Here is a 17,063-nt window from a genome sequence, read left to right as displayed (position 1 = left end):
GAATTTCTTGACGACCATAGAGCATTGGAACCACCTGATCCCATCCCGAACTCAGCAGTGAAACGATGCATCGCCGATGGTAGTGTGGGGTTTCCCCATGTGAGAGTAGGTCATCGTCAAGATTCATTTCGCAAAACCCCTATCTGCGCAAGCAGGTAGGGGTTTTGTCTTTTCTGGTTCTCCTCTTTACGCACGAGCTTCTGCGCCATTACTGGCTTGCGAGGCTATGATCGAGAATGCTGACAGGTATAATCGCCGGCTTGTAGAGTCCCGAGTGATTGTGAGAACCATGTCTCTGACACCTGAAATCGATGCTTTTCTTGGCTGCGCCACTCCAGATGCCTGGATCCAGGCTGCCCTCGCTGACCAGGAAACGCTGCTCATCGATCACAAGAATTGCGAGTTCAAGGCGGCCAGCACCGCGCTCAGTTTGATTGCGAAATACAATGGCCATCTCGACTTGATCAACATGATGTCGCGTCTTGCCAGAGAAGAGCTCGTCCACCATGAGCAGGTGTTGCGCATCATGAAGCGTCGAGGTGTTTCATTGCGTCCGGTATCGGCAGGGCGATACGCATCAGGTTTGAGAAAGCTCGTCAGGGCGCATGAGCCGGTCAAGTTGGTCGATACCTTGATTGTGGGGGCATTCATTGAAGCGCGTAGCTGTGAGCGCTTCGCGGCATTGGTACCTCACTTGGATGAGGACCTGGCGAAGTTCTATCACGGTTTGCTGAAGAGTGAGGCTAGGCACTACCAAGGCTATCTCAAGCTGGCGGAACGCTACGGTGAGCGAGACGACATTGATAGGGTGATTGGGAGAGTTCGTGAGGCAGAAGCAGAGTTGATCTGTTCTCCAGATCAAGAGCTGCGGTTTCACAGCGGGATTCCGATGGCCAAGGCCGCATGACGCAGTCATGCGGCACCTGTCGCCTCGCTATTTAAGAGCGACGGCCCAGCAGCAGGCCAACGACTAGGCCGAAACCTGCAGAAATGGCAACGGTCTGCCACGGATGTACGCCGATGTAATCTTGGGTGGCTTCAACGACAGGTTGTGCCTTGCTACGCAGGTTCCCCGCTGCATCACGGGCTTCGCGCAGCTTTGCGCTGATCTGGCTGCGCAGAGTTTCAGCTTCCTCACCTACCAGAGAAGCGCTTTGAGTCAGCAGTTTTTCTGACTCCTCGATCAGCGATTGCAGGTCGCTGAAAACCTGATCCTTGATTTGCTCGCTTTCGGTTTGCGCAGTGGATTTCCTGGCCATTGAGACGTCCTCTTGGGTTGGATGGTATTAGTGATTGATGCCGAGGCAGCTTGAAAGTTGCAATCAGTCGCATAGAACCGCGAACGGCTGTGTAAAATGGCCGCGAATTCTTCACCGCAGGACCCGCATCCATGAGTTTCAATCTCGCCAACATGCCCTATGTCGAACGCGCACAGATCGAGGCAGAGAAATCCCGGCTGTTCACCTTTTGGCAAAGCAACCTCGGCAAGGCCAAAGCCGAGGCGTCGCGTCTGATCTCGGAAAAGTCCAGGCGCAAGGGCAAATGGGCCGAATGGGTTCGAGGTGAGCTGGATGCGCTCAATCCCCACGAATACGCAAGTCTCGTACGCCTGGAAGTGAACAAGATGATGGCCGCAGCGAACAAGCGCTGACCCTCTCAAGGTGGCGTTGGGCCCTTGAAATTCAGTACTCCTTCATCGTGAAAGTGCGTGGTGCCAAACAGGCCATCTGCAAGCTTGCCGCGCAATGAGTATGGCAGCCCTTCGAGCGACAGCAAGTCATTCACGGCCAAGGCCTGGCGCAGCATGCTGAATGCACTCACGCTCATCGGCACAGAGATGACTTGCTCGCTGTAACCCCCAATTTCGCCCGCGCGCTTACTGACGCCAGTGGCGAAAGGCCTTCCGTTCACATCCAGATTCAATGCGACCCCTCGATACTGCACAGGAGCGTCGTTAGGGTTTTGAACGCGTAACTTTACCGCCAGCCTCAGCTCCAGATCGTCGCCCGGCAGCGTATCGATACCTACGACGTTGACCATCATCGGATCAGTGTCGTGGCGAGAAGCGCAGGCGCCCAGGCCCAGCACAATGCACAGTGGCCACAACACACGACGCAGAAAAAGCCCCGAGACATCCATGGTTCGAGCGCCCCTGTTCTGTTGCGAGGGCAAAGCTGCTCGTCTAGCTGGCATGCCAGATACCCCGGCCAGGTAGCCTTTCACGATCATGCGGGCCGTCGAAGTTCTGCGCAGGCCCTTTGGGCACGATACCGTTCGGGTTGATGGTGGTGTGGCTCAAGTAGTAGTGCTTCTGGATGTGTTCAAAATCGACGGTCTGCGCAACGCCCGGCCACTGGTAAAGCTCGCGCAGCCAGTTGGACAGGTTGGGGTAGTCCGCAATCCGTCGCAGATTGCACTTGAAGTGACCATGGTAGACGGCATCGAAGCGAATCAAGGTGGTGAACAGACGCACGTCGGCTTCAGTCAGGTATTCGCCGGCGAGGTAGCGGGACTGCTGCAGATGTGTTTCGAGAGCGTCCAGCTCGGCGAATACATCGTCAAACGCCCCTTCATAAGCCTTTTGAGTGGTTGCAAACCCCGCGCGGTAAACGCCGTTGTTGACTGCCGGGTAGATCCGCTCATTGAGCGAGTCGATGATTGTACGCAGCGGTTGCGGATAGAGGTCGAGGTTATTTCCGGTCAGGTCGTTGAAGGCGCTGTTGAAAATGCGGATGATCTCTGCCGACTCGTTGTTGATGATGCGTTGCTCGTGTTTGTCCCACAGCACCGGCACCGTCACCCGTCCGGTGTAGGTCGGATCGTCGCAGGTGTAGCGTTCATGCAAGTACTGCAGCCCATCGAGACGATCGCCCGTGGAGCCTTGTCGTTGGTCGAATGTCCATCCATGTTCGGCCATCAGCCAACTGACCACGGAAACATCGATCAGTGGCGCAAGGCCTTTGAGCTCGCGCAGGATCAGCGCCCGATGAGCCCAAGGACAGGCCAGTGAAACATACAGGTGATAGCGGCCCGCTTCAGCCTTAGGCAGCGTGTCGCGGCGCTGTGCCTGCTCGCGTTTGAACGCGCCGTCTTCATCGCTTTCATACCACTGGTCATGCCAGCGGCCTTCGATCAAAAGACCCATCTTCGACTCCTGAATACCTGTTAACGATCGTTGGAGCTCAGTTTAGAAGTCGATGTTCGACTGAATAGCGCAAAGGCTGGGTCGTTCTGATCGGTTTACTCGATACGTTGCCGTGCGGACCAATACCGCCGGGCGATGGCGAAGCCCTCATCATGGGATTTGCCGAGACCGCGCAACGCCAAAGCCATCGTCGCCACTACCGCCAGTTCGCCGTAACTGTCCTCGGCATGACCACGCCAGACATCCAGCAAGTGATCTGGCTGCAGGCTGGCGGGCTTGACGTGCCGCTGTTCGCTGAGTGCTGGCCAGGATTCGTCCCACGCCTGGCCCTCGCTAGCCCCGTACAGGTGGCTGATGACGTCGGGGTTGATTTCGATCTCGCCACCATCGCCTTTGACCACGATGGCGTGGTCTCCAAGCAGGCGGCTGGCCTCGCGATGCACGGCCTGATAGCCAGGGTGGAAGATGCTCTGCAGGCTGCAATGGGCTGCCAGCGGGTTGAGCACTCGCGCCAGCGAATGGATGGGCGAGCGCAAACCCAGGGTATTGCGTAGATCGATCATGTGCTGCAGAGGCGCAGCCCAGTCTTGCAAGGGAAAGAATACCAGGCCGTGTTGCTCCAGGCCGTCTGCGACTGCTTGCCAACTGCGGCACAGAGGAATCGACAGTAGGTCCAGCAACTGCTCGGTATACAGCCTGCCAGCGGTGTGCGCGCCGCCGCCATGCATGAGAATGCGTACACCGTTGGATGCCAGGCACTTGGCCGCGAGCAAGTACCACGGCAGGTGGCGTTTCTTGCCGGCGTAGCTCGGCCAGTCGATATCCACCGCAATCTGCGGGGCACCGATGTGCTGACGCACTGCTTGGGTAAACCCGGCAAGTTCCTCGGGCGTTTCTTCCTTGTGCCGCAGCAACATCAGGAAGGCGCCCAGTTGAGCCTCTTCGACCTTGCCCTCAAGTAACGCCAACATGGCCGCACGCGCTTCTTCCTGGGTCAGGCCGCGCGCACCGCGCTTGCCTTTGCCGAGAATACGAATGAACTCGGCGAAGGGATGTTCGCTGGGTGTCGTCAGGGTCAGTGGCTTCACATCGGTCATATGCAGTTTGTCGGTTTCGGAAGGCCGGCGAACTTGGCGGCGAGCTTGGCAGGAGTGCCGTTGAACAGGCGGTTGAGGTGCGCGCTGTTACCTTTTTCCGGCCCTAGTGTGAGGGCCAGGTACTTGATCAATGGCCGGGTAGCGGGCGACAGCTGGTACTGCTCGTAGAATGCCCTGAGCGCAGTGAGAACTTCCCAATGATCTGCGCCAAGCGTTACCCCGTCGCGCTGTGCAAGCCATTGCGCAACAGGCTCTGACCAATCCGAGAGGTTGACCAGAAACCCATCCTTGTCCAGCGCGATAGCCGGGTCGTCGCTCGCTGGCACTGTCATAGCCATGAATTGACCTTGTCGTACTTCAGGGTCAGTTCGACGAAGGCGATGTAGTCGAGCGCCTGCGCCAGTTCGCTGTGAATCGCACGTGCCCGGACGTCCTCGGCCAGTACGAACAGGCGTTGCTGCAAATCTGCATTGCGTACGCGAGCCTCTACAGGGCTACCCGCGCGCAAGGCATTGACAGCGTCGCCGCACAACAGCAGACCGTCGTCATTGGCCAGCAGACGCAGGCAACTGTCGAGACGATCATCTGCAAAAGGGGAGTGGGAAATGACGTGCAAAGTGCTCATCAGAGGGTCACCAAATGGTCGAAGCGCCCAATTAGGCTACGCAGGGCCGCGTCGTCCAGTACTTCGACAGGCAGGGTCAGATTTGTCTCGCTCAGCCCGCGCTGCGCCAGGCTGGTCGCGCAGGCGAACAGTGCATCCACGCCAAACAGTGGCAGAGCTTGCAGGTTGGCCCCAAGGTTCTTCTGCTCGAGCAACGCGGGTCGTTGATCCCCGGCCAGTTGCAGCACGCCGTCATCGAGGAACAGCATGCCCACCTGCAGATCGAAGGCTCCGCCGGCGAGGGCGATATCCAGCGCTTCACGGGCGCTTGGTCCGCTCCACGGGCTGCGTCGGCTGATGATCAGCATCGATTTGGACATTTCAATCACCTCCGAAACAGATCAGGCGATCGGCCAGTTGTGCGGCCTCGTGCAACTGGCCCAGGCCCGACAGATCCCAAGGCGCGCTCAGGTTGGCAGCGGGGCGCCCGTGGCGCGTGGCTTCGTCCTGGTTCAAGACGCCCCGACGCAAGCCCGCGGCGATACACACCACAGCGTCGAGCTGATGCTGTTCGACGAACGACCGCCACTGGGCGGCGATGTCGACTTCATCCTGCGGCGTGACGATGTTCGACGAAGCGCTGTGCACGCCGTCCTGGTAGAAAAATAGCCGTGCCACCTGATGCCCGGACTGTATCGCGGCTTCAGCGAAACGCAGGGCGCGCCTGGAGGAGGGCGCATGGGCGGGAGAAAAAACCGCAATAGCGAATTTCATGGGCGACTCTGGAAATGGACTGCCGCCATGATAGAGCAAAATGCCTACCGCGGCAGTCCAGGCCAGGCGCTGAGAGTCAGTCTTTCGCAGTGCTGTCAGGCAGGAACCAGTTCAGCACCACGGCACAGATACCGCCGGTGGCCACGCCCGACTCGAGCACGGCGCGAACAGCCGAAGGCATGTGCGCAAGGAATTCGGGCACCTGTGCGACGCCAAGGCCCAAGGCCAGCGAGACCGCGATGATCAGCAGGGCGCGGCGATCGAGGGTGGTGCTGGCCAGTATATTGATACCTGAAGCCGCCACCGCACCGAACATCACCATCGCCGCACCGCCCAGAACCGGCTCCGGCACCGCCTGGATCACTCCGGCAACGCTTGGGAACAAGCCGAGCAGCACCAGCATCGCGGCGATCCAGATACCGATATGCCGACTGGCGATGCCGGTCAGCTGAATGACGCCGTTGTTCTGCGCGAAGATCGAGCTGGGGAAGGTATTGAACAGGCCGGCGAGCAGCGAGTTGGCGCCGTTGACCAGCACGCCCCCTTTGATCCGCTTCATCCACAGCGGGCCTTCGACTGGCTGCTGCGAGACTTTGCTGGTTGCGGTGACGTCACCGATGGCTTCGAGCGAGGTCACCAGGTAGATGACCAGCATGGGAATGAACAACGCCCAGGAGAAACCTAGACCGAAATGCAACGGCGTCGGCACCTGGAACAGCGCCGCCTCGTGCATGCCGGTGAAGTCGAGCCGGCCCAGGTAGCCGGCCAGCGCGTAGCCCACTGCCAGCGCAATGACGATTGCGCAGCTGCGCAGCCAGACGATCGCGATGCGATTGAGCAGTACGATGATGGCCAGCACCACTCCGGACAGCAGCAGGTTTTCGCCGTTGGCGAAGGTGCCATTGGCCATGGCCGAGAAGCCGCCGCCCATGCTGATCAGCCCGACTTTGATGAGCGTGAGTCCGATCATCAGCACGACGATGCCGGTCACCAGCGGCGTGATCAGACGTTTGATGAAGGGAAGGATGCGTGACACGCCCATTTCGATGAACGATCCGGCAATCACCACGCCGAAGATCGCTGCCATCACCGCTTCTACCGGCGTGCCTTGCTTGACCATCAGCGAACCGCCAGCGATCAGCGGGCCTACGAAGTTGAAGCTGGTGCCTTGCACGATCAGCAGCCCGGCGCCGAATGGTCCGAAGCGCTTGCACTGCACGTAGGTGGCGATCCCGGAGATGACCAGCGACATGGAAACGATCAGGTTGGTATCGCGCGTCGACACGCCAAGCGCCTGGCAGATCAACAGCCCCGGCGTGACGATCGGAACGATGATCGCGAGCAAATGCTGCAGCGCGGCGAGCAGGCCGATCAGAGGTCTTGGCTTGTCTTCCAGACCCAGAACCAGGTCGTGGGGGCGGGGCGACGGGTTTGGGTCGTGCTGTGAACTCATGGACGTGCTGCCGCTGCTTGAAAAAGGAGCGCATTCTAAGGCCCGGCACGTGATTGCGGTAGTACAGAGCGCTTGGGCTGTTTTCCACGCCCATGAAAAAGCCCGCCATGGGGCGGGCTTCCTGGGCGCTGTGCAATCAGGGCTTAGTCGTCACGGCCCATCAGACCGAACAGCTGCAGCAGGCTCACGAACAGGTTGTAGATCGACACGTAGAGGCTGATCGTGGCCATGATGTAGTTACGTTCACCACCATGGATGATCGCGCTGGTCTGGAACAGGATACAGACCGACGAGAACAGCACGAAGCCAGCGCTGATAGCCAACTGCAGGCCGCTGATCTGAAAGAAGAAGCTGGCAACCACGGCGCCCAGCAGGACGAAGAAGCCGGCGGTAATGAAGCCGCTGAGGAAGCTCATGTCCTTGCGGCTGATGAGCACATAGGCGGACAGACCGCCGAACACCAGCGCCGTCATGGCGAAGGCCGAGCTGACCACTTCGGCGCCACCGGACATGCCCAGGTAACGGTTGAGGATCGGGCCGAGGATAAAGCCCATGAAACCGGTGAGGGCGAAGGTCGACACCAGACCCCAGACCGAGTCGCGCAGCTTGGCGGTGAGGAAGAACAAGCCATAGAAGCCGATGAGCACCACGAAAACGTTCGGGTAGCCGACACGCATCTGTTGGGCCACGAAGGCCATGATGCCGCTGAAGGCGAGGGTGAGCGCCAGCAGGCTGTAGGTGTTACGCAGGACTTTGCTGACCTCCTGCTGCTCGATCTGCTGGCCGTGTACGGCGTAATCCTGTTCGCGCATGGCGCAACTCCTGTGGTTCACAACTGAGGGGTTTGTAACAAATAGTCGCACGAGCATACCAGAGCCGCTCTCGGGGGCGACATAGAGAGTTTGACAGCGTGTTTCGTTACGGTATGATGGCGCCCGCAAAACAGCTGGAAGCGTGGCCGAGTGGTTTAAGGCAACGGTCTTGAAAACCGTCGATGGGCAACTATCCTAGAGTTCGAATCTCTACGCTTCCGCCACATAACTGCCTGATTCCATTAGCTTTTTCCCGGCTCCCTCACTAAAAAGGGAACGTTCTGGGAAACAACAGGGAATCGCGGGCAAAAAGAAGGGGCCTTCATGGCCCCTTTTTTTATGGTTTCAGCTCAACCCCAGCCCTCGATTCAACGCCCCCACCACATCCGGCCCGTCCTCTCCGATCCACTTCGCGTAGTGCCGGAAGATCATGGCAGTGGAGGTGTGTCCCATCTGGTCTGCGATCCATTCGGGGGTGGCCAGGCCGCTGCTGAGCATTTGGCTGGCGAAGGTGTGGCGGCAGGTATTGGGGCCGCGTTGGCGGACGCCGGCGTTTTGCAGGTGGCCGATCCACCAGCCGTGACGTAACACGTCCGAAGAGCGGTACGGTGCGTCAGTGGCGCTATTGTGGAAGACGAAGCGCACGCGTTGTTGGCGTAGGGTGCGGTTATCGCGGTCCAGCACCTCGATGCGTTCGGCGGGCAGGTGGCGAGTGAAGCGTTCCTGCGCCTGCAATGCGCGCAGGGCAGGGGCGAGCAGTTTTACCTTGCGGGTCGAGCGACGGGTCTTGGTGACCTTGTACTGTCCCGCCACCCGCGCTCGACGAATCTCCACCGTGCCCGCGACCAGGTCGACATCCTCCCAGGCCAGGGCAATCGCCTCGCTGACCCGCGGGCCGGACCAGATCATGTACTGCGCCAGGTTGATCTCCTGTAGTCGTTCGGTGGGCTGAGTGAGGATGGCGTTGATTTCTTCGCGGGTGAACGGGTCGGGATCGTCCGCATCGGGCAGTGAAATGGTAATCCCGTCGGTAGGATCGAACGCCGAGCGGTTACGGGTGCGGTACAGGCGGAAGATCTGCCGCAAGTGGCTGACGATTTCCCGCACCGTTTTATTGTGCAGCTCGGGCATCAGCACCGATTGCACCCAGTGCTGCACGTCCAGGTGATCGATGCGATCAGCTTGCAGAGCGCCCCAGCGCGGGCGGATGTGCTTCTCGGCGCGGCTGCGGTACATGGCAAAGCCGCTGGTAGCCAACTGGTTGCGTTTGATCTCTAACCAAAGGTCAATGTAGTGACCCAGGGTGTTGGTCTTGACCCGAGGCGAGTTGGGGAAGTGCCGGGCGTACTCGAACGTGCCAGCCTCGATCTCGTACTTGATCGTGCCCACCAGCCGCTCGGCATGCGCCAGGTGGGCTGGAGTGGCGATCCCGGGCAGGGTTTCCCGACACAGTTCGCCTTGGTACTGGAAATACACGCGGACGCGCTTGCCGCGCACTTCAATGCCATCAGCCATTTCGGGATTCCCAGACAGAAAAACGGCCAAGCGTAGTGGCGGTTGCCGGCGCTCGGCTGTGTTCCAGGTCTAGAAAGCACCGCTGTAATTTCTTGTTTTCGAGACGGAAAAAGCCCCCAGGCCGCTCAGTCTGCCCTGAACGTCCAGCACTTGACCGTCGTCGGCCGCCGCGCTGCCCCGGGCGCACGCTGGTTGAACGCCGCCCGCACCGCGCTATCCACTGCGCGATTGGCATCGATGAACGGCCGCGACTTGCTATTGCGCAGCAGACTGCGCAGGGTTCCGGCGTCGGCCAGCTTCTGTTTGTGTTCGGCGGCGCGCTCGCAGAACTCGTTGAGGTTCACGGCGATGACTTCGGCTTTCTTGCTGTGGTCCACCACCGGTTCATCGCTCAGCGACTGGAGGTAGTCGAACACCTCCCAGAATTCGGCGACCTCCTTGGGATCGGCATTCACCGCATGCTGCCGGGCCAGCGCCATGCCCCGCAGCTCGCGCAGGATTGCGTCGTGCTGGGCGTCAGCCATCGGCACCACCAGGCGTAGGGCATCGACCAGCGCCATCAACTGCGCGTGGTTTTTGATGATGCGTTCGACGCGTATCTCTCGCAGTTCACGCAGCGCCTGCTCATGCACCTTTACCCGTGCGCGAAATGTCTCCATGACCTGCTGCTCGGCCTTGGCTGCCAGCAGCAGGAAGTGGCTGACGTCACTGGCTTGCAGATGGTTGAGGTTGTCGGCCGCGGCGCGGCTCTCGCTGGTCACCTCCGGCCGCACGAAGTGCAGTTTGACGATGCGCGTGAGAATCGCCTCCGAGGCCACCACCGAGGCGTTCTGGCTGAACACCAGGGTCGAGCGGAAAGGTGGGGCGTTGGTGTCGTTGCCGCCGTTCTTGACCCCGGTCAGGCCCAGGCCACGGCCATTGAACAGTGGCTTGAACTGGTCAAAGTCGAACGATTTGACCGCACCGCTATCGGCATCGCTGCGGTCGGCTTCGAGCATCACCACCGGCATGCCCGAGGTCTGGCTCAGCCAGCGGCGCAAGCCGGCCTTGGTCATCTTCACCGGGTCGTCGCCCTCTTCATCCTGGCGGCCGAGCAGCTTCCACAGGAACATCAGCAGCGTCGACTTGCCGGCGCCGGCCTCGCCGGTCACCTCAAGGAACGGGAACGACTGAAACTGCGCCCGAATCTGCTCGGCAAACAGCGAGCCGAACCAGAACGCCAAGGCAATCACCCCCTGAGTGCCAAAGCACGTCCACAGCCAGTCGAACCATTGCGCCCGATACTCGCCAGCGTCGCGGTTGATCTCCAGGCGGATGGACTTCTGCAAGGTCTTGAGCCGCAGCCCCTTGAACTCGAAATAGTCCTCGGCGTTGACCTGCTCCAGCACCCCGCCGCGCACGGCCAGGTCGCCGAACACGTAGCAAGCATGCTCCTTGCTGTAGCCGACATAATCGATAGTCTTGACCGTTTTCAGGCCGAACAACTGCTGCTGCATGATGCGGTCGAGCTGCGAGCCGCTGCCAGTGAACACCGCGCCTGCAGCCATGCTCAGCAGGCGCTTCTTGAACTCGCTGGCCGCCGCCACCTGGCCGCCAGTGAAGGTGTTCAGCACGCTCGGCTCGTCGTGGGGGAAGTCGACGCGAAAGTAGTACCAGGACTCGTCGGTGACTTCATTGCGTTGGAAGTACAGCGCCTGCGGATTGCAGTTGGCGATCTCGATGACCGCGCCGCACTGGCGCAAGGCCTTGTCGCGGCGCTGGCGATCAGTCAGCACCAGGTCTTCCTGACGCTCCGACTCGTCCAGTTGCTGCTGGGCCTTGTTGAACTTCTCGACGTCCATCTTGAACCAGTACAGGCGGCTCTCGAAGGTGAAGTGAAATTCCTGACGCTCGCGCCAGTCGTACATCAGCACGCCTTTCTCGGCGGCGCTGTCGGCCAGCAATAGGCTGCCGTGATAGCGCGCCTCGCGCAGGTCGTCATCGATGCGCTGCTGCCGCTCTGTGGCGTCGATGAAGTTCCAGCGCTGGTGCAGATCGTTCCAGTCCACCTTGCGCCCGCGCTGGGGAATCTGCGCGGCCTGGCAGCTGTAGCCCAGGTCCCGCGCCAGAGCCGCGTGCTTGCGGGTGAAACGGTGCGCGCCCGGCTCATTGTCCAGCGCCCAGACCAGGCGCGGCAGCTTGCGCCCTTGATCAGCCCTGAGCTTGGCCAGCGCCTTGAGCGATTCGAATGGGAACGCCCCTGAACTCATGGCCGATACGGCATCGATACCGTGATGCAGCAAGGCAATGGCGTCGAATATGCCCTCGACAATCCAAAGCTCGCTGCTTTCCAGCAGGTCGACGCTCGGCGGGCACCACCAGTAACCCCGCGGAGATTGCCCCGGGGCGAAACGCGCCTTCTTCTTGCCGAAGCGGTGCGGCTTGTCGATCAGGCGTTCCCAGTAGCCACCGTGCTCCAGGGCAAAGCGCACTGTGGCGCTGCCGATTCCCAGCTTTGAATCCCAGTAGTTGTCTTGCGTGTACCAGCCGCCGATCAGCGCCAGGTCGAAGCCGCGGGCGTTGCGCAGGTAGGCGTCGCCCGAGGCATGGGGTTCAGCGTGCGAGGCCGGATAGCGCTTGCTGTAGTCGTCGAACAGGTCATCGAACAGCTCTTTGACATGCCACTGCTCGCCGCATTTGCTCTGCCGCCCGCACTTGATGAACCACGGCGTGTCGTGACGCGTGTACAGCTCGGACTTACCGCAGTTCGGGCATTTGCCCTTGCGCATGTACTGCGTGCCCGATATGGGTTTGAGGCCGTATTGCAACGTGAGGCGCTGCAAGACTTCGACGCGCAGGGCGTGATCCATGCTTTTCACTGGATCGACTCCATGTCCTGAGTCAGGGGGATTGTGTTCATGTCTGCCACCGATGGAGTGCAGTTCACCCTTACCCACGCAGAGCGGAGTAATCGGGCTACAGATAAAGAGGATTAATCGCTAAGGGCGTGGCGCTGGAGCAGGTTGGGCGGCAGGGCATTTGCCGGGACTGATCGGCGTTGCTGGGTCAGCGTGTCGAGCAACAGAAAGTGCGGGTTACCGATCTGGCTGGTCGGGTTGACCTCGACCAGCACCACGCACTGCGTGGTCGCACGCTCAAATTCGGCTACTGCCCGTTCGGCAAGGCGTTGCACCAGGTGCGCGGGCACCTCCAACGAGTCGGCCAGGTATTGCTTGCAGCACTCCAGCACCTGGGCATCGCCGCTCAGAAACTGATCGCGCCGGCGCAGCAGGTAGGCGAAAGCTGCTTGGTGCATAGCGTCGCGATAGTCATGGACAGGGTTGTGAATCAGCGTCGTGGTGTTCATGCGGAGAGTACCTCTGTGTCCAGCACGTCGAGCAGGTCAGGTTGATCGTCAGCGGCGCGCATCGCTTCACGGCGCATGGCGATCGGTGCCATGGGCAAATGCACGTTCGGGTTGGGCATGCCGCTGGGGCTCATTTCGTGGGTCATTTCGAATTGCGCCCGCACGCACCAGCCGCAGGCCTCGTTGAGGCATTGCAGGTAGGCGATACGCAGAAAAATGTGCGTGCCTTCGCTGGTGCGAATGCGCAGGCGGCTGCAGCAATGCGGGCACACCAGTTTGTAGGTGCTCATTGCAGGCCACCCCGGCGGTAGAGTTGGATGGTTGCCAGCAGCTCGGCCTGCCGGGCCGACAGGTAGCGGGTGTGCGCGGCCATGATGACCTGCGCCTCGGCGTCCTCGATGACGCCGTCTTCCAGGGCCTTGGCAATGATCTGATCGACCACCCCGCGCTTGGCCGCAGCCCTCAAGGCGCGGCTGTACAGGTCGACGTTGTCCAGCTCCTGCGGCTTGGCCAGCGGTACGAACATGCCGCCGTAAAGGTGAGCGATGTATTCAGGCAGGAAGGTGGTGCCGGCATCCTGCTCCAACTGCTGGATCTGGTCGGGGCTGAGTGGACGGCTGCCGGCGTTCTCGTAGACATGGTTGTCGAAGCGCTTGAGTGGGTAACCGAGCCGCGCAGCGGCACATTCGCGGCCACCTGGAAACGCACAGACGACGGCGCTGACAACCTGGCGAAGGGACTCTAGAACGGGACGTTTCATGTTCTGGTTTTCTCCGTGGGGCATGGCACTTATCGTGTGGCGTCGTCGGGTTTGATCCCGAGCAGAACAGCCGCACGATGGGACGCCCCTCTCAAACATTTCTTCTGGCGGTTGAGCACGGCGTACACCGTTGACGGTGTCAGGCCATTCATCACGGCCCACTGTCTGGCCGACAAACCCTGACTGGCGAGGCGCTTTCGCGCCTGCGCACAGGCTTGCTCGCTGGGATAGGTGTTGGGCATAGTTCCGTTTCGTGTGATTTCGTGTGAAGACAGGGTCAGATTATTCAACGAATGTTGAATAGTCAACTCGTATAGGGGTCGTTTTGTTGAATATCGGTGAAAGGCTGAGGGAAGAACGCGTCCGGCTCGGCCTCAATCAGGCAGATTTCGCCGCCATTGCTGGCGTGACCAAGACGTCTCAATTCAATTACGAGAAAGGTGAGCGCAGCCCAGACGCTGCGTACCTGGCTGCTCTGGCGCTGCATGGCGTGGACATTCTGTACGTGGTCACGGGGGAGCGTTGTTCACCTGCTGCTGACATGACTGATGAGGCCCGCTCGCTGATTGAGCTGCTGCCTGGAATCGACAAGTCCGATCAAACCATTTTGCTGCGTACAGCCAAGGCCTTCGCACGATCTCGCGAGTGAACTCCAGGTTGGATTGAGCCTCGCTCTTCTGGTTGAGCGAGGGGACGCACGGATGCGGCGCACTGACCACAGTGGTCAGTGATTTGTCGAGGACGATTGAATGGACGTTTTAGTACTGCTCCTGGTGCCTGTTGCCGTGGTGGTTGTCTGGTGGCTAACGGCGAGAACATTGCGCCAGCGAGGCACAGGGGGCATCACGAGACACTTCGCGGGACTCTTTGCTGGGGTGTTCGTTGGGCTAACGATCATGGTGGCCGCCGCCATCACCTTTGGCCCGAAAGATCCTGGTGATCCTGAAGACTTTGCACAAACAAAGGAAATCACACCGGGCATCGAGGTTGAGCACGCCAAACCTCATGTAGCGGCAGAGCAAACCCCCGCCACTTACACGATTACCCAGGACGACTACCGCTCCGGCGGCGCCGTCTTGCGCAAGGTCGAAGTACTGCTGCCCCGGCGCCTGTCCGCCGCCGAACTTGAACGCGTCGCGTATGCCATTCGCGACGATTACACCACCAAGCTGCCCCACACGTTCATCGGTTTGCGCGTCGAAGGCCAGACAGCTGACACCTTCTGGGCGAACGCGAGGTTTCAGCCAGAGTACGAAGCCTCCATCATCGGCCTCGACGCACAGGCCTACCAAAAGCTCGCTGCCACTGACCTGAGTCGCTATCCGAGCATGGTCGGCAGTTGGATGCATGACGGCGTCCTGGGGCGGCTGATGGTGCTTTACAGCCACGGCGATGCCTACAAACTGGATGAAATCTACTCTGACGGCAGCCGGCAAACCGAGCACTACCTGGGTAAGCGGCTTGCAGGTGGGCGGATGCGCCTGCAAAAACCTGATGATGAGAACGGCGAGTTCTACCTGTTGCTTGCCAACGGTGATTTGCAAGGCTGGAGCAGTAACGGCCAGTACCTGCAACTGCCCCAGTTCAAAGGGCCTGCGTCACTGGAATAGGCAGGCCAAACCAGCACCCCGATGCGATCTCGATGGTGTCCAGTAAGCGGACGCCGGGTAATGACCAATCGGAGTATGGTTTGTGCGAAAACTCAACAAACGTGAACGTGACGTGCTTAGGCTGTTTCGGGAACTGTCTCGACAGCAGAAAAGCGACGTGTTGAGAATCCTGATTGCCCTGCGCAACGTCAGAGAGTAACGCCTTCTCGGCCCGGTCAAGCACTGGGCCTTCAGCCAGACCTCAGTTACCCGCGTCATCGTCCTGTAAGCGCTGCCATTCCCGTTCGGCGGCACGACGGGCGTTGTGCTCATTCACATACACCCGCCTCAGACGCTTCGGATAGGCTTGGTCGGCCACCGTGACCGATTGCTCACGCCCGCTGGCCGCATTCCGGTAGAAGGCCAGCACCCCGGTGTAAGCCCGTCGCCCGTCGTATTCCAGCAACGCATCCACGGTATCCAGCGGCAACTTGCTCTCAAGCTCCAGGCTGACGGTGTAGCCGGTGTCGGCGTTGAGGCTGTGACGGACATTGCCACCGTGCCAGACGATTTCGTCGATCGGCGCCTTGATGCCTTGCAGGGTGTAGGTCAGCTCGGGGATCAGTTCAGGACGACCGCGGGCCAGGGTATAGCTGAGGGTGGCGCTACCGCGTTGCAGTCGGTTCAGTTCCGAGCGCGCTGCGCGCAGCGCCGACGGCTGATCGCTGTAGGTGTGCCGCAGGTCTTTGAGGTTGTCACCCCCGCCGGCGATGGCCTGCTGTTTCCTGGCCCGGTTGACGTCGTAGTAGTAGGCGCGCACGCCGTCGTAGCTGTCGCGGTCGGCCGCAAGGAAGCGGTGTTGATCGCCGTCGCTGCGCTTGAGCGTGATGTGCGGCAGGTCAAGCCCACCCGCGGTCTGCCCGGCACCGGTCGGCATGCAGATCAGCCGCCCCGCCTTGACCGTGACCACGGCGTCGAAGTCTTCGCCCAGGCGTGTCAGCAGGTTGGCGTCCGACTCGTTGGCTTGATCGAGCTGCGTGATGGCAAGGGCAGCCAGCGCCGGCGTGACGCTTGGCTGTAGGCCGTGCGCCGCAGCAATGTCCTCGAGCACATGACCCAAGGTGCGCTGGCTCCAACTGCGCTCGCGTTTGCGCTTGAGGCCCTGGCGCAGGTCTGCCGAGCGGGCGCGGATGCTCAGGATGTCCGGTGCGCCGCTATGTTCGGTTTCGTCCACGGTGTAGCTGCCCTTGTCGACCAGGCCCGTGTCACTCCAGCCCAGCCACAGCCGGATGACGGCGCCACGTGGCGGCACCGCCAGCAGGCCGTCGTGGTCGCTGAGGGACAGGCTCAGTTGGTCCGCTTCCAGGCCGCGGTTGTCGGTCAGCTCCAGGCTCAGCAGGCGCTGGCTGATCTTCGCCGCTATATCGATGCCGTCCACGCTCAGCCGGAACGCCGGGATCTGCTGAGCGGCGTCTTTTGTCACGCCGCGCAGCAGGTCGCCCAGATAACCAATGCTCGAGCGATTCATAGCAGCCCCCGCAGTACATCGAGGCCGGTGCCGAGGGCTGAGCCGAGCGCATCGAGCTGGCCGTCGTCGACGCGCCGCAAGCTCAGACTGAATTCGATGCGCCGCGCTGCCCCGTCGCGGAAGAACAGCGTGCGCTTGTCACTCATGCCCTCGATGACCCACAGCCCCAGCAAGCGCCCGGTGCCTTCGACCAGCGGCCAGGCCGCGCCGGTGTCGGCCATCTGGCGCAAGGCGTCCAGGCTGAGCACGGCCCCGGCCAGCTCGGGCAGTAGCACACCAGGGAGGGTGATGGTGTCATCGCCTCGACCCAGGAACTGCAACGCGGGGTTCAAGCCCACTCGATTGTTGGCTGCGTGGCGCCAGGCGGTTTCGCGCTGTAGTTCCTGGTAGGCGAGGGTGGGCAGGCTGAAAACGAACATGCCCAGGGCGAGCATCATGGC

At 60.8% G+C, this 17,063-nt stretch carries 22 protein-coding genes, 1 tRNA gene and 1 rRNA gene; 6 read left to right on the top strand and 18 right to left on the bottom strand.

Features of this window, described 5'->3' with window-relative positions; genetic code table 11:
* Window positions 1-6 precede the first annotated feature (6 nt).
* Window positions 7-122: ribosomal RNA gene (rrf, locus tag H618_RS0116715) — 5S ribosomal RNA — on the top strand.
* Window positions 123-289: 167 nt separating this feature from the next.
* A complete protein-coding gene (locus tag H618_RS0116710; protein WP_028696157.1) occupies window positions 290-907 on the top strand; it encodes a MiaE family protein in 618 nt (205 codons plus the stop codon).
* Between the two features lie 31 nt (window positions 908-938).
* On the opposite strand, the gene H618_RS0116705 is transcribed toward H618_RS0116710, so the two are convergent.
* A complete protein-coding gene (locus H618_RS0116705; RefSeq protein WP_028696156.1) occupies window positions 939-1,259 on the bottom strand; it encodes an ElaB/YgaM/YqjD family protein in 321 nt (106 codons plus the stop codon).
* A 131-nt stretch (window positions 1,260-1,390) separates the two neighbouring features.
* Between H618_RS0116705 and H618_RS0116700 the strand changes: the two genes are divergently transcribed.
* Window positions 1,391-1,651: a hypothetical protein gene (locus tag H618_RS0116700; RefSeq protein WP_028696155.1), complete on the top strand. Its 261-nt coding sequence runs from the start codon at window positions 1,391-1,393 to the stop codon at window positions 1,649-1,651.
* 5 nt (window positions 1,652-1,656) lie between these two features.
* Here the strand turns inward: H618_RS0116700 and H618_RS0116695 are convergent, their stop codons facing one another.
* From H618_RS0116695 to H618_RS0116655, 9 genes are all read right to left on the bottom strand, one after another.
* Window positions 1,657-2,139 carry an LEA/WHy family protein gene (locus H618_RS0116695; protein WP_028696154.1) on the bottom strand — a complete coding sequence of 161 codons (483 nt, stop codon included), beginning with the start codon at window positions 2,137-2,139 and terminating at the stop codon, window positions 1,657-1,659.
* Window positions 2,140-2,182: 43 nt separating this feature from the next.
* Window positions 2,183-3,145, bottom strand: coding sequence for a glutathione S-transferase family protein (locus H618_RS0116690; RefSeq protein ID WP_028696153.1), 963 nt, complete (start codon window positions 3,143-3,145; stop codon window positions 2,183-2,185).
* Window positions 3,146-3,240: 95 nt separating this feature from the next.
* Window positions 3,241-4,242: a glycosyl transferase family protein gene (locus tag H618_RS0116685; RefSeq protein ID WP_028696152.1), complete on the bottom strand. Its 1,002-nt coding sequence runs from the start codon at window positions 4,240-4,242 to the stop codon at window positions 3,241-3,243.
* A complete protein-coding gene (locus tag H618_RS0116680; RefSeq protein ID WP_028696151.1) occupies window positions 4,239-4,574 on the bottom strand; it encodes a TusE/DsrC/DsvC family sulfur relay protein in 336 nt (111 codons plus the stop codon). The genes H618_RS0116685 and H618_RS0116680 overlap by 4 nt, the downstream gene beginning before the upstream one ends.
* Complete coding sequence (gene tusB / locus H618_RS0116675; protein ID WP_028696150.1) at window positions 4,571-4,867, bottom strand: sulfurtransferase complex subunit TusB; 297 nt, start codon at window positions 4,865-4,867, stop codon at window positions 4,571-4,573. The genes H618_RS0116680 and tusB overlap by 4 nt, the downstream gene beginning before the upstream one ends.
* Complete coding sequence (tusC, locus tag H618_RS0116670; protein WP_028696149.1) at window positions 4,867-5,226, bottom strand: sulfurtransferase complex subunit TusC; 360 nt, start codon at window positions 5,224-5,226, stop codon at window positions 4,867-4,869. Before tusC ends, tusB begins: the two co-directional genes overlap by 1 nt.
* 1 nt (window position 5,227) lies before the next feature.
* Window positions 5,228-5,620: a sulfurtransferase complex subunit TusD gene (tusD, locus tag H618_RS0116665; protein ID WP_028696148.1), complete on the bottom strand. Its 393-nt coding sequence runs from the start codon at window positions 5,618-5,620 to the stop codon at window positions 5,228-5,230.
* Window positions 5,621-5,696: 76 nt separating this feature from the next.
* Window positions 5,697-7,073 (bottom strand): nucleobase:cation symporter-2 family protein, encoded by a 1,377-nt coding sequence (locus H618_RS0116660; protein ID WP_028696147.1) that lies wholly within the window; start codon window positions 7,071-7,073, stop codon window positions 5,697-5,699.
* Between the two features lie 143 nt (window positions 7,074-7,216).
* Window positions 7,217-7,885: a Bax inhibitor-1/YccA family protein gene (locus H618_RS0116655; protein WP_028696146.1), complete on the bottom strand. Its 669-nt coding sequence runs from the start codon at window positions 7,883-7,885 to the stop codon at window positions 7,217-7,219.
* Between the two features lie 136 nt (window positions 7,886-8,021).
* On the opposite strand from H618_RS0116655, the gene H618_RS0116650 reads away from it, so the two are divergent.
* Window positions 8,022-8,109 (top strand) — tRNA-Ser (locus H618_RS0116650).
* A 121-nt stretch (window positions 8,110-8,230) separates the two neighbouring features.
* Here the strand turns inward: H618_RS0116650 and H618_RS0116645 are convergent.
* The 6 genes from H618_RS0116645 to H618_RS22605 all read right to left on the bottom strand — a co-directional run bounded on the left by H618_RS0116645 (window position 8,231) and on the right by H618_RS22605 (window position 13,748).
* Complete coding sequence (locus H618_RS0116645; protein WP_028696145.1) at window positions 8,231-9,400, bottom strand: Arm DNA-binding domain-containing protein; 1,170 nt, start codon at window positions 9,398-9,400, stop codon at window positions 8,231-8,233.
* A gap of 125 nt (window positions 9,401-9,525) precedes the next feature.
* Complete coding sequence (locus H618_RS0116640; RefSeq protein WP_033727742.1) at window positions 9,526-12,249, bottom strand: toprim domain-containing protein; 2,724 nt, start codon at window positions 12,247-12,249, stop codon at window positions 9,526-9,528.
* A gap of 122 nt (window positions 12,250-12,371) precedes the next feature.
* On the bottom strand, window positions 12,372-12,746 hold the full coding sequence (locus H618_RS0116635; protein ID WP_028696143.1) for a hypothetical protein: 375 nt from the start codon (window positions 12,744-12,746) through the stop codon (window positions 12,372-12,374).
* Window positions 12,743-13,036, bottom strand: coding sequence for an Ogr/Delta-like zinc finger protein (locus tag H618_RS0116630; protein WP_028696142.1), 294 nt, complete (start codon window positions 13,034-13,036; stop codon window positions 12,743-12,745). Before H618_RS0116630 ends, H618_RS0116635 begins: the two co-directional genes overlap by 4 nt.
* Entirely contained in the window at window positions 13,033-13,506 is a 474-nt protein-coding gene (locus tag H618_RS0116625) for a YmfL family putative regulatory protein (RefSeq protein WP_028696141.1), read from the bottom strand. Before H618_RS0116625 ends, H618_RS0116630 begins: the two co-directional genes overlap by 4 nt.
* 29 nt (window positions 13,507-13,535) lie before the next feature.
* Window positions 13,536-13,748 (bottom strand): DNA-binding protein, encoded by a 213-nt coding sequence (locus H618_RS22605; RefSeq protein WP_081673800.1) that lies wholly within the window; start codon window positions 13,746-13,748, stop codon window positions 13,536-13,538.
* An 86-nt stretch (window positions 13,749-13,834) separates the two neighbouring features.
* On the opposite strand from H618_RS22605, the gene H618_RS0116620 reads away from it, so the two are divergent.
* Complete coding sequence (locus H618_RS0116620; RefSeq protein WP_028696140.1) at window positions 13,835-14,155, top strand: helix-turn-helix domain-containing protein; 321 nt, start codon at window positions 13,835-13,837, stop codon at window positions 14,153-14,155.
* Between the two features lie 100 nt (window positions 14,156-14,255).
* Window positions 14,256-15,116: a hypothetical protein gene (locus H618_RS21815; protein WP_033727735.1), complete on the top strand. Its 861-nt coding sequence runs from the start codon at window positions 14,256-14,258 to the stop codon at window positions 15,114-15,116.
* A 241-nt stretch (window positions 15,117-15,357) separates the two neighbouring features.
* On the opposite strand, the gene H618_RS0116610 is transcribed toward H618_RS21815, so the two are convergent.
* Window positions 15,358-16,623 (bottom strand): phage late control D family protein, encoded by a 1,266-nt coding sequence (locus tag H618_RS0116610; protein ID WP_028696139.1) that lies wholly within the window; start codon window positions 16,621-16,623, stop codon window positions 15,358-15,360.
* Window positions 16,620-17,060, bottom strand: coding sequence for a phage tail protein (locus tag H618_RS0116605; RefSeq protein WP_028696138.1), 441 nt, complete (start codon window positions 17,058-17,060; stop codon window positions 16,620-16,622). Before H618_RS0116605 ends, H618_RS0116610 begins: the two co-directional genes overlap by 4 nt.
* Window positions 17,061-17,063 lie beyond the last annotated feature (3 nt).

This window comes from Pseudomonas cremoricolorata DSM 17059 = NBRC 16634 (assembly GCF_000425745.1).
GTDB lineage: Bacteria > Pseudomonadota > Gammaproteobacteria > Pseudomonadales > Pseudomonadaceae > Aquipseudomonas > Aquipseudomonas cremoricolorata.
Note: the sequence above shows the minus strand (reverse complement) of the source record. Positions and strands in the feature narration are given on the sequence as shown.